The organism is Bosea sp. F3-2 (genome assembly GCF_008253865.1).
Lineage (GTDB): Bacteria > Pseudomonadota > Alphaproteobacteria > Rhizobiales > Beijerinckiaceae > Allobosea.
Genome location: NZ_CP042331.1, coordinates 6,299,355 through 6,315,133 on the forward strand (window position 1 = coordinate 6,299,355; position 15,779 = coordinate 6,315,133).

A 15,779-nucleotide genomic window follows, 5' to 3' on the forward strand; every position below is an offset into this window, starting at 1 on the left:
GTCGAGGCCGTGGGCTGTCAGGTTGCTTCGCGACTGGCCCAGCCGGTGAGACGGGCGAGGAAGGCGTCGGTAGCCTCGAGCTCGGCGCGCGCGATCCACTCGTCCGGCTGGTGCGCCTGCGCGATCGAACCAGGCCCGCACACGACGGCTGGGATGCCCGCCGCCTGGAAGAATCCCGCCTCCGTACCGAAAGGCATCGGGAGGGGAGGCGTGATGCCGCCGAGTGCGGTCGCCACGGCGAGCGCGGCCTGTTCGCTACCCGCAGACAGCGGCGGGACATGGATGTCCCGCAGGATCGACAGACGGATATCGTCCGGGACCGCGCGCGCGAGATAGGCGCGGGCGAGCGCTTCGATCTCGGCAGCATCGATGGCCGTGACCGGCCGGAATTCCCAGAGCACCTCGCAGAGGGACGGCACGATGTTGATCGCGGTTCCGCCCTCGATCCGGCCGACATTGATCGTCGTCCCGTCGGCTCCCGCACCCGTGCGGTGTCCGATGGTCTTCAGGAAGCCGACGAAATCGGCGGCCGGATAGATCGCGCTGGCGCCGGCGCCGGGGTCGCTCGAATGCGCGGCCCGGCCTTCGAAGCGCGTGCGGAAGCCGAGGAAGCCGCGATGGCGGTCGCCTATCCGCATGCCGGTCGGCTCGCCGATGATCGCGACCTCCGGCTTCTGCTCATGCGCGAGCAGGTCGTCGAGCAGGCGCGGCACCCCGAGGCAGCCGACCTCCTCGTCATAGGACAGCGCGATGTGGATCGGCCGCGCGAGATCGGTGCGCGCGAAGCCCGTGGCTGCCGAAAGGCAGGCCGCTACGAAGCCTTTCATGTCGGCGGTGCCGCGCCCGTGCAGCCTGCCGTCGCGCTCGGTCAGGCGAAACGGGTCGGAAGACCAGGCCTGGTCGGCGACTGGAACGACGTCGGTGTGACCCGACAGGACGACACCGCCCGATACCTGCGGCCCGAAGCTGGCGAGGATGTTCGCCTTGGCGCGGGTATCGTCGTAGCTCAGCCGGACTCGCGCACCGAGGCTGTCGAGCCGGTCGGCGACGCGACTGACAAGAGCCAGATTCGACCGGCTCGATGTGGTGTCGAAGCCGACAAGCTCTTCCAGCAGGGAGATGGTTGCGCTAGTCACTTAAGCCGCCAGCGCGTGCTGCGCGGCGCGGGCGCGTGCGAGGCGGGTCTGCGCAAGGCGTCGTGCAGTCGCCTGAGTGGGCACGCCATCCGTTTCCGCGCTTTCGAAGATCGCGCGCAGCGTGCTGCCGATGCCCTCGACTCCCCGATCGACGAAAGCCTGATCGTAACCGTCGCGCTCTGAGGCGACGCGGATCATCCCGCCGGCATTGATCACGAAGTCCGGCGCATAGAGGATCCCACGAGCGCGCAACTGTTCGCCGTGCTCCTCGTGGGCAAGCTGGTTGTTCGCTGCTCCGCCGACGATGCCGCAACGCAGTTGGGCGATGCTCGCACCGTCGAGCACGGCGCCCATGGCGCAAGGGGCGAAGATGTCGACCTCGGCCACATCGATCGCGTCGGGAGCCGCTGCGCGGGCCGAGAATGTCGCGACGGCATTCGCGACGCGGCTCTCGTCGATGTCGCTGACCACGAGCGACGCGCTCGCTTGGTGGAGGAGCTGGCAGAGATGCCAGCCGACATTGCCCAGCCCCTGGACAGCGATCGAGCATCCGGACAGGCTCGTCGCACCCCAGCGATGCCGCGCGGCCGCGTTCAGGCCATGGAAGACTCCAAGCGCCGTGGTCGGCGACGGGTCGCCGCTGCCGCCAAGCTCGATCGGCAGGCCGACGACATGGCCCGTCGTCTTGCGGACCTCGGCGAAATCGGCCACCGAGGTCCCGACATCCTCGGCCGTGATGTAGCGGCCGCAGAGCCGCTCGACTGCCCGGCCCATGGCGCGGAGGAGCTCCGGTGTCTTCTGGCGGCGCGGATCGCCGATGATCACCGCCTTGCCGCCGCCGAGGTCGAGCCCCGCTGCCGCGGCCTTGTAGGTCATCCCGCGCGAGAGCCTCAGCACATCGCGCAGCGCCGCCTGTTCGTCGGCATATGGGTACATGCGGCAGCCGCCGAGCGCAGGGCCGAGCGATGTGTCGTGGATCGCGATCAGGGCCTTCAACCCGACGGCCTCGTCTGAGACAAACACCACCTGCTCGTGATCGGCGAAGGCGTCGTGAGAGAAGACGGTCATGATCTGAGTGCTCCGGAGGGGCGGGATGCGGTGGGGCGGCCGCTGGTGGCCGCGAGGCCGAAGCCGCAGAGGATCAGAACGGCACCGACGAGATGAAACGGGTGCACGGGCTCGCCCAGCAGCAGGAAAGCGAGCACGGCGGTGAACAGGGCGACGAGGTGGAAGGAGGCCCCGGTGACGCTTGGCCCCAATGTCGCGACGCAGCGATTCCAGATGACGAAGGCCAGCAGCGAAGCGAAGACACCGATGTAGAGCACGGCCGCGAGCGGGCCGGGCGCAGTCGGAATCGCCGCGCCGCTGGCCAGTTCCCAGATCCAGAACGGCAGCAGCACGAAAAGCCCTGCCACCATCGTCGCCGCCAGGAAGACGAGGGGATCGAGATCGGCGGGGCGGCGGCGCAGCAACACCGAGTAGACCGCATAGTTGGCGACCGCGATCAGGACCAGCGGCTCGCCGCCGCTGAAACCTAGCCGAGACAGCGTCGACGGCTCGCCGCGCGCGACGATCCAGGCCACCCCGACGAAGGAGATGGCTATGCCGGACAACGTGCGGGCTGAGACCTTCTCAACCCCGAGCACAAAGGCCGCAAGCGGTACCATCAGGGGCAGGGTCGAGTTGAGGAAGGCGACGCTGGCTGCGGGCGCGCTCTGCAGGGCGAGATAGCCGAGCGCATTGTAGCCGGCGATGCCGAAGGCCCCGCAGGCCAGGACGAGCCAGCGGGCGCGAAGGAGTGCCTGCCGCTGCGCACTGATCGCTCCGAGCACGAAGGGCGCGAGGCAAACGAGCGCGACGAGCCAGCGTCCGACGGCGAGCGAAACCGGCGGGAACGAACCGGCCAACGCCCGTCCAAGCACGAGGTTGCCGGCCCAGAACAGGGGCGGCAAGGGGAGCAGCAGCAGCGGCTGGTTCCAGAGGCGCTGGAGGAGTGTCATCGCCGGTCTCACAGAGTGCCGGCGAGGCCGATCCGCAGGCGGCGGTTGTGCCGGCCCTTGTTGTCGATCTTCAGGATGCGGATCGGCGGCGAGCCGCCGGTCGAGGCGAGATGGGTGCCGCCGCAGGCCTGACGGTCGAGGCCAACAACCTCGACGATGCGCACCCGCCCGTCCGCGGTGGGCGGCGGGGCGACCGAGCGCGAGCGGATCAGGCCCGGCTCCGCGAAGGCGGCCTCTTCGAGAAGATAATCCTGGCGGATCGTGAGGTCTCGCCGGATGAACTCGTTGACCGGACTTTCGATCGCGCGCACGCGTTCGTTGTCGGCGTCCGGCAGATCGAAATCGATGCGCGCGGTGCCGTCCTCGTTCATCTGGACGCCGGTGACGAGCGCCCCGTCGAAGCCCTGAAAGACGACGGCGTTGACGATGTGCAGATCCGTGTGGAGCGCGCGCATCAGCTTGCGAAACGCTGGGTCGACCCGTGCCTCTACGGCGCCGCTCTGGAGCTCGACAGGGTCGGCGAGCAGGTGGCGAAGCCGGTTTCCCTCGCTCTCGAAGCCGGAGATCGCCACTTCGCCGCCGGCCCAGGTCAAGGAGCCGCGATCGGGCAATTGCCCACCGCCGCCCGGATAGAAGGGGCTTTCCGCGAGAACGACCCAGCCTGGCCCCGCCTCAACGACCTGCGTCGCGAGCGTCATGACCTCCGGATTGTCGAGGCAGAAGTAGCGGGACATGCATCTCATCCTTTCCGCGATGCCGACGGGGCATCTGCTCGGGGACGAGATTGGCGCGCCGAACCGCGCGGCTATTGGCGGAAATTGAGAAAGCGGGTCAGCCGGTGGTCGCGCGCACCCATTGCAGCGGGGTGATGCCGTAGCTGCGCTTGAAATGCCGTGTCAGCGCGCTCTGGTCGTAGAAGCCTGCGTCGAGGGCCGCGGCGGCGATGCTCGTGCCGCGGCCGAGCGAGGCGATTGCGGTCTTCAAGCGCAGTTGCGTGAGATAGGCGTGCGGCGTCAAGCCCGTCGTGCGCTTGAACAGCGCGATCAGCTGGAACGGCGTGAGCCCAACCATGGCGCCCAGCTCCTCGAGGGTGAGCTCCGCCATGTGACGTTCGCGCATGATCTCGCGGACATGGGTGGCCTTGTTGGCATCGCGCCCCGGCAGCGACAGGCTGGGCTTGCCAGCGGCGTGGCGTCGGATCAGGGCCCCGAAGCTGCGCAACAGCAACTCGCGCTCCTCGAAAGGATCGTTGCCATCGTCGAGCACACGGTGCAATTCGAGGAAGGCCTCGATCAGATCGGCGTCATGAAAGGTGTTGCGGCAGAAATAGGCGGTTGCCTCCAGGCCGAGCGCCGAATTGAGTGTCTCGATCGCGGACGGAGTCAGATAGAGCCCGCGATAGCGCCAGCGTTCGCTCCAGCCCATGCGTCCGGAATGTGGCTCGTCGGGGTTGAACACGAGCAGCGTCGAAGTCTTGGCCTCGTCGCTCCGTCCCCGGCTCTTGAACTCGGCGCCGCCGACCTCCGTCACCGCGACGACGAAGGCCTCGTGGCTGTGGGGCGCATAGTCGTGGCTGGTGAAGTCGGCAACGAGACAACTCAGGCCTGGAACCCGAGGGTCGCGCCAGTAGCGGGACGAATTGCGCAGGTCGGTACGGGCCAAGATCCGATCCGGTCTTCAGGAGAGCCGCGATCGTGCAACGATCGTGCCGAGATCGCAAGCGTGAGGAGGGCTACTGAGGGCACGATTGAGCTCGTTCTGTTCTATGCCGAGCGGCTCATGGCTATGGACCGGGTATCGGGGCTGGAGCATCCGATTGAGACGCACCTGCGCAGAAATCTCGATGTGACGGCGAGCGGGATGTTCCTGCCGCATTATCTCGAACGTGCCGCCGCCCTTGTCGGCACGGATCGGCTGCTGTTCTCCTCCGACTATCCCTACCAATACCGCTCCGGCGGCGACGCGCGGCAGTTCGTGGAGACTTGCGGCTTCGATGAGCCCGCAAAAGCCGGGTTCGCGCATGGCAACTGGCTACGCCTGGTCGGTGACGACGCGCAGTCGTCCCGCGGCCAGCGAGCGGAGAGGCAAGCGTCGAGCTTACCAACTGGCGTACTGAGCGCGAGAAGTCCGACCGGACGTCGACGATCCCGATGTCCGCATTCGGGAACCATGTCCGTTCTTGATGCTGTGGACGGCTCTCCAGCCCCGCGGGAGCATAAGCTCTCGCAGAGATGGAGGAGAGCATGGATCAGGCAATCACGATCGGGTTGGACATCGCGAAGTCGGTCTTTCAGGTTCACGGTGTCGACCGGAGCGGCACAGTCGTGGTCCGGCGGCAGGTTCGGCGAGCGCAACTCCTTCCGTTCTTCGCCAAGCTGCCGGCTTGCCTGATCGGGATCGAGGCGTGTGCCACGGCGCATCATTGGGCGCGCGAGCTGATCAAGCTCGGCCACCAGGTCCGGCTGATGCCGCCGAGCTATGTGAAGCCGTATGTCAAGCGGCAGAAGAATGATGCGGCCGATGCGGAAGCGATCTGCGAAGCCGTGACCCGCCCGACCATGCGCTTCGTCGAGGTGAAGAGCGTCGATCAGCAGGGCATCCTGGTGCTGCATCGTGTTCGGCTCATGCTCATGCGCCAGCGCGTCCAGCTGTCGAACGCGATCCGAGGCCACATGGCGGAGTTTGGGCTGGCGGCGCCGATCGGGAGGGAAGGTCTGGGGGCTCTCATCAGGCTCATCGCCGACAAAGACGAGCGTGTGCCCGCCGAGGCGCAGATGTGTCTTGGAAGGCTGGCTGCTCAACTCGCGCTGATCAACGATCAGATCTTGGAAACGGATCGCCGGATCAGAACTAACGCCCGCGCGACCGAGATCGGCCGCAGGCTGATGGGTGTGCCGGGCGTCGGTCCTCTCCTGGCGAGCGCTCTCGTAGCCACCATACCGGATCCCAAAGCGTTTCGGTCAGGCCGAAACTGGGCGGCATGGATCGGCCTCGTGCCTCGGCAGAACTCAAGCGGCGGGAAGGAGCGCCTGGGCGGCATCACCAAACAGGGCGACCGTTACCTGCGCCAGTTGCTGGTTGTCGGGGCTCTGGCTGTCGTGCGCTACGCGCAGCGGAACGGAACGCGGCGGCCATGGCTGGTCCAACTGTTGGCCCGGCGAACGACAAAGATCGCGACCGTCGCCTTGGCCAACAAAACGGCCCGGATGGTCTGGGCGATCATGACCACCGGTGAGGCCTATCGCGAGCCGGTCTCGCGGGCCGCATAGAGATCAGGCGAACCGCACCGACGAGCTTGGGAAGGGCGAAACGAACGTAACGCAGCCAGCCGGTCGAACCGAAGAACGGGAAAACCCACACGCGCCACAGCGCCTTCAAGCGCGCGGTTTTGGTCGGGACCCGTCCTCGCGGAAGGCATTATGGCCAGCGGCCATGCGCGCCGCACCAACAGATCCCATGATTGCGGCGCAGGCGGATACGCTGCGTCATCCAAAAGAGAGGGATCCCCGGCCATGTCGCAGTCATCCAACACTCTCGGCCCTGTTCATTACGATGGAACGCTCGTGCTCGCGATCGAGCTGAGTAGCAAGAGTTGGGTTCTGGCGGCGCAGATCCCCGGTCTTCCGCAGACGCGGGCGAAGCGCACCATCGATCCGGACAAGCTCGCCCTTCAATCCGCGATCGACGGCTACCGCGCTCGTGCGGCTGCTGCCGGCCACTCGGTCGACCGGGTCATTGCGACCTATGAAGCCGGGTGGTCCGGGTTCTGGCTGGCAAGATGGCTCATCGCGATGGGCGTAGAGGTCCATGTCATCCAGCCTTCGAGCGTGCCCGTGGATCGGCGTATGCGCCGCGCGAAGTCCGACGGCATCGATGCCGAATTGCTCCTGCGCACGCTGCTCGCATGGCTCCGCGGCGAACCCCGCGTCTGTTCGATGGTGCCGATCCCTGATGAAGTCGACGAGGATGCCCGGCGCTGCGTCCGGGAACGGACCGAGCTGGTCTCCGAGCGTGTTGGCCTTGTCAACCGGATCGGTGCTGTTCTGGCGACGCTCGGAGCCGGCGACTACAATCCCCTTCTCCAAAATCGCCGCCGCCGGCTGGCTGAGCTGCGGACCGGGCTTGGCAAGCCGCTCCCGCCAAACGCGCTGGCCAAAATCGAACGATTGCTCACCAGGTTGGAACTTGTGATCGCGCAAATGGCGGAGTTGGAGCGCGACCGCGATGCCGTTGCCGAGGCCGTTGCGCCAGACGAAGGCGGCAAGATGATCCAGCAACTTTGCAGCCTGCGCGGCATCGGTGTGCAAAGCGCGACCGTGCTGGTCCGCGAGGCCTTTGTGCGCCGCTTTGCCAACGGGAAGGCGCTTGGCTCATACGCCGGTCTTGCTGCGACTCCGTACAGCAGCGGCGGGATCGAGCGCGAGCAAGGGATCGGAAAAGCTGGCAATCGACGGCTCAGAACCGTGATGGTCGAGCTCGCCTGGCTCTGGCAGCGCTATCAGCCTGGTACAGCGCAAGTGGCCTGGTTCCGCGATCGCGTCGGCTCAACCGGCCGGCGTGTCCGCAAAGTGATGGTGGTCGCCCTCGCGCGCAAACTCCTGATCGCCCTGTGGAGGTTTGTCATTGACGGTATCGTGCCCGAGGGCGCGATCATGAAGCCCTCGGCGTAGACCATCTCCGAGATCGGGCTGCACTGCTACGGCATTGCGGCCCGGTGATCCGAGGGAACGTCGCCGTTGTTCGGCGTGGCGCCTGGCGCCGTCTTCACAGAGTGGTGCCGTTCCTTTGGAGCTCTCCCGTCCCGTATGCGGGACAGTGGTCGGGATCGCCATCCCGCCGGATGTGAGGTTTGCAGGCAGGTCCTGCCGCGAGAGAGCTCACCTCGGTTCATGATCGGAAAAAACCGTTGACCGGAGAATCATCATGTGAGGTCGAACACATGGCCGCACCGACCAGCCCTGCAGAACGCTCGAAAGCCCTTGCCAACGGAGAGCCGTCCACACATGGCGCGGTTGGGTCGCTTGGGAACGGAAGGTTCGCTGCTTTCGCTTGCGCGTTCCAGTCCGACACATCGACAAATATGGTGGCTGCGGGTGTTACGAGTCGCTATTTGAGCGGCGTTCTCGCATATCGACCCGGCGGCTGGCCGACGTGGCGGCTGAAGGCCGTGCTGAAAGTGCTCGCGGAACCATAGCCGACACGCTTGGCGACTTCGTCCAGCGCAACATCCTGGCCGCGCAGAATGTCCTTCGCCACAGCCATGCGCCAGGCGAGAAGATATTCCATCGGACGAAGCCCGACCGTGCGGGTGAAGCGGTCGAAGAAGGCGGAGCGCGACATTCCCGCTGCATCGGCGAGTTCGACTACCGTCCAGGCGCGTTGCGGATCGCCGTGCATATCGCGCAATGCCTTTGCAACGCGTGCATCCGACAGCCCGCGCAGCAGGCCGGGCGGCGTATCCTTTCCTTGCGACGACCGCAGCGCTTCGATCAGAAGCACTTCGACGAGGCGGGCTAGCACGAGGTCGCGGCCGACATTCTCTGCGTTCGCCTCCTCGCCGACGAGCCGCACAAGCGTGGACAGCCGCTCGACGCCGCGGATGTGCACGATTGTCGGCAGCAACGACACCAGCAGAGCGGTATCCGGCGAACCGAACTCGAAATAGCCACCGAGCAGGCGGACATCGGGTGGGCCATCGGGGCGGCCATGCCGGACCTCCTCCGTCGGGGCAGGCGTCGCCTTGGGATCGATGCGCTTTGGCGTCGCCCGCTCGAAGCCCGACATGGTGAAGGCCGGCGTTGCCGGCAGCAGCACGAAATCACCGTTCTCGAGCGTGACAGGCTGCTCTCCATCGACCGCAAGGCGGCATCTGCCCTCTAGGACGGCACAGAAGCCCGGCTTGCCGAAGGCGGAATAGCGAACGGCCCAGGGACCTGCGCCGCTCATGCCCTTGGAGAAGACCGCGCGCGGCCGCAGCAATTCGATGACTTGGGTGAGCGGATCGAACATTCGGACTATTACAAATGAAATGCGGACTTATGATTGATGATAGTCCTGATTGTGAAGGCCATTTCTCTCTCGTCAACACGAAAGAGGACCTTCTCCATGAAAACCGTGCTCATCACCGGCTGCTCGTCAGGCTACGGCCTGGAAACCGCACGCCATTTCCATGATCAGGGCTGGACCGTCATCGCCACCATGCGGAATCCGCGCGAGGGCAACCTGCCGAAGTCGGACCGGCTGCGCGTGCTGCCGCTCGATGTCACCAAGCCTGAAAGCATTGCCGCCGCCCTCGACGCGAGCGGGCCCATCGACGCTCTCGTCAACAATGCCGGCATTGGCGTGGTCGGCGCCTTCGAGGCCACGCCCATGGCGCATGTGCGCAAGGTCTTCGAGACCAACACATTCGGCGTGATGGCGATGACGCAGGCAGTCATCCCGCAGTTCCGCGCGCGCCGCTCGGGCGTCGTCGTCAACGTGACATCGAGCGTGACGCTTGCCCCTATGCCGCTGGCAGCGGCCTACACCGCGAGCAAGCAGGCCATCGAAGGCTTCACGGGGTCCCTGGCGCACGAACTCGGACACTTCGGTGTCCGGGCCAAGCTGGTCGAGCCGGGCTACGGGCCGACGACACGCTTCGCGCAGAACACCAATGTGCGCATCGAGGACCTGATTCCGGAAGCCTATGCCGCATTTGCTGCCCCGATTTTCGAGGCGTTCGCAAAGCCGGCAATGGTGACGAAGGAGACCGATGTGGCAGAAGCCGTCTGGCAGGCGGTCAATGACGTCTCCGGGCAGCTCCGGTTTCCCGCAGGTCCCGACGCCATAGCCCTGGCGCAAGCGCTCCCGGGCTGAGAACCGCCCGGAGATAACGAAAGGCGGCGCGACTTAAACGACCTTGCCGCCATCGTAACCTTTCAGCGCAACAATCCACCGAGGATGCCGGCGACGTGCTGAAGCGCGGCATCCTTCGCGCGCCAGCGATGCCAAGCGAGATGCAGCAGAAAACCGGGCACTGGAACAGGTGGCAGGAAGGATACGAGCCCTTCGAAGTCGGGCAGGATGCGCGAGGGCAGCAGGGCGATCATGTCCGAGCCCAGAAGCAAGCCCGGCACCATCTGGAAGTTCGGCGCCGTGACAGGCCACGGCTTACCCATTCGGCGTCGACCGGCGTGCGCGTGTCGCCCCGGCCCGAAAGGATATGTGGATAGCCCTGAAATGTCCGGTTACGGACGGCGAGGCAAAGTCCGCAAATGGCGCGGGGCTACCCCGATCGTTGGCAACTTTGAATTGGCATGTTGATGAGGCGTAGCCAGCGAGTGCCGGCCACGAGGATAAGGAGCTATCATTCGAAAGGGCTCATAAGGCACTCTAATTAATGGCGCAGCCGAACTTCAACGATCTCGCCGCCTTCGCCATGGTCGCAAAGGAGCGTAGCTTCACCAAGGCTGGTGCCAAGCTGGGAGTCTCGCAGTCCGCTCTCAGCCAGACCATCAAGGCTCTCGAGGAACGCCTCAGATTGCGGCTTCTGACGCGCACGACCCGAAGCGTCGCCCCCACCGAAGCCGGCATGCGGCTTCTCGAAACCATCGCGCCGCGCTTCGACGAGATCGAGGCGGAGATTGCGGCGCTTGGCGAATTGCGGGGCAAGCCGGCCGGGACGATCCGCATCACGGCCGGAGAACATGCTGCGATCGCAGCCCTGCAACCCGCCCTGAGGCGCTTCCTACCGGATCATCCCGACATCAAGGTCGAGATCATCGTCGACTATGGCCTCGTCGACATCGTGGCGGCGGGCTACGATGCGGGGGTGCGCTTGGGCGAACAGGTTGCAAAGGACATGATCGCCGTCCGGATCGGCCCCGAGATGCGCATGGCCGTGGTCGGATCGCCGGCCTATTTCAAGCGCTACGGTATTCCGGAAACGCCGCAGGATCTGACCTCTCACAACTGCATCGCGTCTCGTCTCCCGACCTATGGCGGGCTGTTTCCCTGGGGCCTCGAAAAAGATGGCCGCGAGGTCAAGGTGCGTGGCGAAGGGCAACTCGTGTTCAACAGCCTCGCGCTCCGCCTGAGTTCGGCGATCGACGGCCTTGGGCTGGCCTACATCCCTGAGGATCAGGCGATCCCTCATATCCGTGCGGGCAGGCTCATACGGGTGCTCGAGGATTGGTGTCCGCCATTCCCCGGCTATCATCTCTACTATCCAAGCCGGCGGCATTTCTCGCCGGCCCTGTCGGTGCTCGTCGACGTCCTGCGCTATCGCGGTTGATGCCGGATCCAAAAGCGGATCGCGTCGTCGATCCAGCCTTCGGCGCTCGTGCCGATGCCCAGGCCGAAACCATGGCCGACGCCGGGATATTCGCGATAAGCGACTTCGGTCCCGGCACGACGCAGCGCGCTGACGCGCCGCTGCATGGCGGAAGGTGGAGAGATGCCGTCCTGCTCGCCGATCACGACGAAGGTCGGGGGCTCATCGGCAGCAAGGTCGGAATGGGCCGTATAGGCGATCACGACGGCTGACGGCTTGGCGAGCTCCGGGTGGCCAAACTTTGCCGTTCCATGGCTACCGATCGAAGCCGCCATGCGGGCGCCGGCGGAGCTGCCCCAGAGCGAATAGCTGGCCGTGCCGACGCCAAGCCTGTCCGCGTTCTGGGAAACGAAGCTGATCGCGGCGGCGAAATCCTGTGTCGCCACCGCGCCACCAAGTCCGGCGCGATACTTCAGCATGAAGGCGTTGAAGCCGGCCTCGCTGATCTTGGCGGCGTAGGGAAAGCCCTCATGGACGGAGCCGACATAGGCGAAGCCGCCGCCCGGGCAGATGACGGCGAAAGGAGCGCCGGGGCGTCCGCGGAAAAAGAACAGCCCTGTCTGGGCCTTCGGCTGCTCGCGCTTGTCCGCGTCGGAGTAGATGTCGAAGAAGATCGTCCGGCCTTGGCCTGCATCGTCGATCATGCGGTTCAGCGCAGCGACGGTCGACGCCGCATCGACATGATTGTGATAGGGCAGCAGGCTTCCGATCGCATCCAGCGGCGTGCGCTCGTTGTAAGCGCGATCATCCCAGGGCAGGACCCGGCCTGCAAAGCCCGTGAAGGCAGGATGACGCAGCAGGTCGCCGATCGTGCTGTCGGGATTGAGATGAGGGTATTTGCTGTCGATCTGCGAACTCTCTGATCGTTCCTCGCCACTCTGGTGCGGCCGGGCGATGCCAAGCCTGGATGGCGCGACGAGAAGCGCCAGGGCGAGGCAGCCCCGTCGCGATGCGCGGCTCGGGAATGGAACGCGAATGCCGGCGTTCATCGTCGCTCACTTGATCGGCGCGCGCTGGCGCTCTTCGCCGACAGCCAGGCGTTCCGACCTATGCCCCTTCGCCGACAGGCCGAGCTGGAGCAGCTTCAGCCCGTAATATGTGACGACCATCACGAGCCCGGCGACGGCTGCGCAATGGATGAAGAAGCCCGCGACCGCTTCTTCAAAGTTCCACCAATCCAGCGTCATCTGCATGGAGAGCTTCGTACCCAGGCCGAGCTGGTGGAAGCTCCAGACACCATGGATCGCGATGGCCACCGCGATCGCCCGCAGCACGAGCGTTCGCAGCGGGTTGGTTCCTTTGATCCCGAGCAGGTTGCGCGCCACGCCCATCAGCATCGGCCAGCGCAGGCCGAGATGGATCGCGACGATAACGAGGCCCCAGTAGGCTGCCAGCGTATGGATCTGGCGCACCGTGAAGCCACCCCAGGGCGGGAGATACGGAGCCAGCGCGTTCGAGATCAGCACGCTGGTGACGAGCAATATCAGCATCGCGGTCAGCAGCGCGAAGGTGAGCCCGGCATTGAAGATGCTGCGCGGCTCTCGCCGCGTACGCGACAGGCTCCCGTACCAGCGCCGGTTGAAGACGTTATGGGCGATGAGGAGCAGGAACATGACCGTTCCTGCGAGCTCGTGGACCGCATTGCCCAGCCACCAATAGGCGAGGGCGAGCAGCAGCAAGACTGCGGCGAGGCCATCGAGCCACAGCCGAAGGAGGAAGACCCGGCTCACGACACGCTCCCTTATTTGACCGGCGTGCCGTCGAAGCGCGGGATGCGATAGCCGGTGAACAGGTACTCGCTGCCCGACTGGCTGCTGTGGCAGGACTGGCAGCGCGCCGTGTTGTCGCTGGTGTTGATCGTGCGGTCCGGCCAGAACCACTGGAACTGCCAGTCGCCGGTGCGGCGGCGTTCATCGTAATCAGCGCCCCAGCCCTGACCTTTCTCCATCACGAAGTAGCGGAAGAGCTTGCCGTCGCGGTGGTCGACGAGCACGAAATGCGTGCCTGCGGGCACCGGTTGGCGGTTTTTGATCGCCTGGATCGCCTCGGGCGTCGTCATGATGTGCTCCATGACGTTGCCGCGCCGCACCGTGGTGTAGTGCACCAGCTTGTCGAGCTGTGGGAAGGTGACCTTGTTGGCCTCGGCATGGACCTGCCAGCCGACTGTAAGCACGACGGCCATGGACAAGCTCGTCAGGATGATCTGGCGTGTTGGGATTTTCATGATGGTCTCGTGAGGGGCCAGGGGTGCTGCACGCGGCCGCTAGCGCCGGTACTGCTCATCCGTGACGTGCTCCAGCCAATCCACGGTCTTGCCGTCGAGCGCCTCAGAGATGGCGACATGTGTCATTCCGGTGGTCGGCGTGGCGCCGTGCCAGTGCTTGACGCCGGGCGGAATCCAGACGACGTCGCCTTGGTGGATGTCCTGAATCGCTCCACCCCAGTGCTGCACCAGCCCAGCGCCAGCCATGACGATGAGGATCTGGCCAAGCGGATGCGTGTGCCAGGCGGTGCGTGCGCCGGGCTCGAATGTCACCGTGCCGCCGCTGACCCGCGCCGGTGCGGTGCCCTTGAACGGACCGTCGACGCGCACGGATCCCGTGAAATTCTGGGCGGCGCCGACGCTCGGCTTCTGAGAGCCGGCGCGTTGGACGACGACCTCCTGGCCGGTCTGGGCGAAGGCCGAAGCTGCGGGCAGCAGCATGGCGATGAGTGTGAGTCCTGGAGCGAACATCCTGGCCATCATTTCGGCTTGAAGACGTCGCGGGCGACCGTGATCGCCGTGATGGCGTTCGGCCAGCCGGTGTAGAAGGCGAGCTGGGTGATCGCCTCGACGAGCTCCTCCTCCTTGACACCGTTCTGTCGCGCCAGCGCGAGATGGGAGCGGAGCTGGTCGGGACGGTTCAGCGCGATCAGCGCGCTGACGGTGACGAGGCTGCGATCGCGCTTGGCGAGGCCCGGTCGCTCCCAGATGTCGCCGAACAGCACGTTGTCGGTGAGTTCCGCCATCTTCGGCGCGATGTCGCCCATCAGTTGCTGAGCGCGAGACGGCGACTTGGCCGGAGCTGTATTGGAGGCGGCGGGAGGCTGGTTTTGGGCGATCGCCATCGTGGACATTCCTCCGGAAAGAACCAGGCCGGCTGCGGCAAACAGATTTCTGGCGAGCGTCTTCAACGTGCGTGTCTCTTCAGATCGGGGGAAGAACACGGCGTCTCGAAACGGGCCCGGGACGCCATGCTAGTGACAGCTTTCACTGGAGACCCGTCGGCAAACGAGGTGGCCGCGGGCTATGAGCGGTCAAGCAAGGGTTCGGGCGAAAAACGGCGTCAGCTTGCCCAGCGCGGCGTCGACATATTTGGGAACCCAATAGGTCTCGATGTGCGTTGCGCCGTCGATCTTGAACAGTTCCTTGTCCTTCGTGCCGGTGGCCTTGGGGAACGCGTCCTCCGTCATGTACAGGCTGTCGGCCTTGCTACCGGCGATCATTAGCAGCGGCTGGTCGATCAATTCGATCTGGTCCGTGGCATCCCAGCGCATCAGATCCAGCAAGCTGCTCATTGTGTATTTGAACGTGGAATTGGGATGAGCGTGCGTCTTCCAGTAGTACTCGTAGCCCTGCCGGTACATTTCAAACGGCAGTTTGGCGATCTGCTCGTCGGTCAGGTTCGCATCACCCGCATAGAGAATTTCTCCGCCGGCCATCTCCTGGGCGCGAGCCTGCGAAACCTGCCGCAGTCGCTCCTGGATCGTCTTCAGCTGCGAATCCGCGAAATCGTTGCGACGAACCCGTCCGGAGTTGAACATGCTCAGCGTCGCGATCGACCTGAAACGCTTGTCGGCCTTCGCCGCGGCCAGCGCGTAGCCGCGACCGCCGCAGATGCCGAGCAGGCCGAGGCGCGCGACATCGGCGCCCGGATAGCGGGTGATGAAGTCCGCCATGCCATGGATGTCCTCGATGCGATATACCGGCTTGTCTACGCTGCGCGGCTGGCCGCCGCTCCCGCCCTGATAGGCGGCATCCGCAGTGATCGTGATGTAGCCCTTTTCCGCCAGGCGCTGAGCATACAGGCCCGCGACCTGTTCCTTCACGCCGCCGTTCGGGTGCGCCACCACGAGGGCGGGATATTTCTGCTTCGCGTCATAGTTCGCCGGGGTGTAGACGTTGGCGACGATGTCCAGCCCGTTGAGCTTGTAGGTGACCGGGTGGATATTGACCTTGCCCGGCTCGTTCTTCGTGATCGCGCCCTCATAGACCAGGGTGAACGGATTCTGCTTCCGCTGCGACAGTGGTGGGATTGGCCATTGCTGAAACTCCTAGAACTGTACCGGAGA

17 protein-coding genes and 1 pseudogene are annotated in these 15,779 nt (G+C 65.3%); 4 read left to right on the forward strand and 14 right to left on the reverse strand.

Going from position 1 to position 15,779, the window contains the following annotated elements:
- Window positions 1-17: 17 nt before the first annotated feature.
- From argE to FQV39_RS33390, 6 genes are all read right to left on the reverse strand, one after another.
- On the reverse strand, window positions 18-1,136 hold the full coding sequence (argE, locus tag FQV39_RS29285; protein ID WP_149133500.1) for an acetylornithine deacetylase: 1,119 nt from the start codon (window positions 1,134-1,136) through the stop codon (window positions 18-20).
- A complete protein-coding gene (locus tag FQV39_RS29290) occupies window positions 1,137-2,204 on the reverse strand; it encodes a Glu/Leu/Phe/Val family dehydrogenase (RefSeq protein ID WP_149133501.1) in 1,068 nt (355 codons plus the stop codon).
- Window positions 2,201-3,136, reverse strand: a complete 936-nt coding sequence (locus FQV39_RS29295) for a DMT family transporter (protein WP_149133502.1) — start codon at window positions 3,134-3,136, stop codon at window positions 2,201-2,203. Before FQV39_RS29295 ends, FQV39_RS29290 begins: the two co-directional genes overlap by 4 nt.
- Before the next feature lie 8 nt (window positions 3,137-3,144).
- On the reverse strand, window positions 3,145-3,870 hold the full coding sequence (locus FQV39_RS29300; protein WP_149133503.1) for an alanyl-tRNA editing protein: 726 nt from the start codon (window positions 3,868-3,870) through the stop codon (window positions 3,145-3,147).
- Window positions 3,871-3,967: 97 nt separating this feature from the next.
- Entirely contained in the window at window positions 3,968-4,798 is an 831-nt protein-coding gene (locus FQV39_RS29305; protein WP_149133504.1) for an AraC family transcriptional regulator, read from the reverse strand.
- A 15-nt stretch (window positions 4,799-4,813) separates the two neighbouring features.
- The gene (locus tag FQV39_RS33390; protein WP_187640118.1) at window positions 4,814-5,158 is read right to left on the reverse strand and encodes a hypothetical protein; all 345 of its coding nucleotides are present in this window, start codon (window positions 5,156-5,158) and stop codon (window positions 4,814-4,816) included.
- A 221-nt stretch (window positions 5,159-5,379) separates the two neighbouring features.
- Between FQV39_RS33390 and FQV39_RS29315 the strand changes: the two genes are divergently transcribed.
- The gene (locus FQV39_RS29315; RefSeq protein WP_149133505.1) at window positions 5,380-6,405 is read left to right on the forward strand and encodes an IS110 family RNA-guided transposase; all 1,026 of its coding nucleotides are present in this window, start codon (window positions 5,380-5,382) and stop codon (window positions 6,403-6,405) included.
- Window positions 6,406-6,648: 243 nt separating this feature from the next.
- Window positions 6,649-7,806: an IS110 family RNA-guided transposase gene (locus FQV39_RS29320; protein WP_149130259.1), complete on the forward strand. Its 1,158-nt coding sequence runs from the start codon at window positions 6,649-6,651 to the stop codon at window positions 7,804-7,806.
- 436 nt (window positions 7,807-8,242) lie between these two features.
- Here the strand turns inward: FQV39_RS29320 and FQV39_RS29325 are convergent, their stop codons facing one another.
- Window positions 8,243-9,145, reverse strand: a complete 903-nt coding sequence (locus FQV39_RS29325; RefSeq protein WP_149133506.1) for an AraC family transcriptional regulator — start codon at window positions 9,143-9,145, stop codon at window positions 8,243-8,245.
- Window positions 9,146-9,241: 96 nt separating this feature from the next.
- On the opposite strand from FQV39_RS29325, the gene FQV39_RS29330 reads away from it, so the two are divergent.
- Window positions 9,242-9,991, forward strand: a complete 750-nt coding sequence (locus FQV39_RS29330) for an SDR family oxidoreductase (protein WP_149133507.1) — start codon at window positions 9,242-9,244, stop codon at window positions 9,989-9,991.
- Window positions 9,992-10,053: 62 nt separating this feature from the next.
- Here the strand turns inward: FQV39_RS29330 and FQV39_RS29335 are convergent, their stop codons facing one another.
- Window positions 10,054-10,293, reverse strand: a complete 240-nt coding sequence (locus FQV39_RS29335) for a type 2 periplasmic-binding domain-containing protein (RefSeq protein ID WP_248313178.1) — start codon at window positions 10,291-10,293, stop codon at window positions 10,054-10,056.
- A 221-nt stretch (window positions 10,294-10,514) separates the two neighbouring features.
- Here FQV39_RS29335 and FQV39_RS29340 point away from each other — a divergent pair, with 221 nt between their 5' ends.
- Entirely contained in the window at window positions 10,515-11,408 is an 894-nt protein-coding gene (locus FQV39_RS29340) for a LysR family transcriptional regulator (protein ID WP_149133508.1), read from the forward strand.
- Here FQV39_RS29340 and FQV39_RS29345 read toward each other — a convergent pair.
- The 6 genes and pseudogenes from FQV39_RS29345 to FQV39_RS29370 form a co-directional block, all read right to left on the reverse strand.
- Window positions 11,396-12,436: an alpha/beta hydrolase gene (locus FQV39_RS29345; protein ID WP_149133509.1), complete on the reverse strand. Its 1,041-nt coding sequence runs from the start codon at window positions 12,434-12,436 to the stop codon at window positions 11,396-11,398. The two genes, FQV39_RS29340 and FQV39_RS29345, sit on opposite strands and share 13 nt — an antisense overlap.
- Window positions 12,437-12,442: 6 nt before the next feature.
- Complete coding sequence (locus tag FQV39_RS29350; protein ID WP_149133510.1) at window positions 12,443-13,177, reverse strand: DUF4405 domain-containing protein; 735 nt, start codon at window positions 13,175-13,177, stop codon at window positions 12,443-12,445.
- 11 nt (window positions 13,178-13,188) lie between these two features.
- The gene (locus FQV39_RS29355) at window positions 13,189-13,671 is read right to left on the reverse strand and encodes a cytochrome P460 family protein (RefSeq protein WP_149133511.1); all 483 of its coding nucleotides are present in this window, start codon (window positions 13,669-13,671) and stop codon (window positions 13,189-13,191) included.
- A gap of 39 nt (window positions 13,672-13,710) precedes the next feature.
- Window positions 13,711-14,181 (reverse strand): (R)-mandelonitrile lyase, encoded by a 471-nt coding sequence (locus FQV39_RS29360; RefSeq protein WP_149133512.1) that lies wholly within the window; start codon window positions 14,179-14,181, stop codon window positions 13,711-13,713.
- An 8-nt stretch (window positions 14,182-14,189) separates the two neighbouring features.
- The gene (locus tag FQV39_RS29365) at window positions 14,190-14,555 is read right to left on the reverse strand and encodes a carboxymuconolactone decarboxylase family protein (RefSeq protein ID WP_149133513.1); all 366 of its coding nucleotides are present in this window, start codon (window positions 14,553-14,555) and stop codon (window positions 14,190-14,192) included.
- Between the two features lie 189 nt (window positions 14,556-14,744).
- A pseudogene (locus FQV39_RS29370) lies at window positions 14,745-15,750 on the reverse strand (alpha/beta hydrolase).
- Between the last annotated feature and the right edge of the window lie 29 nt (window positions 15,751-15,779).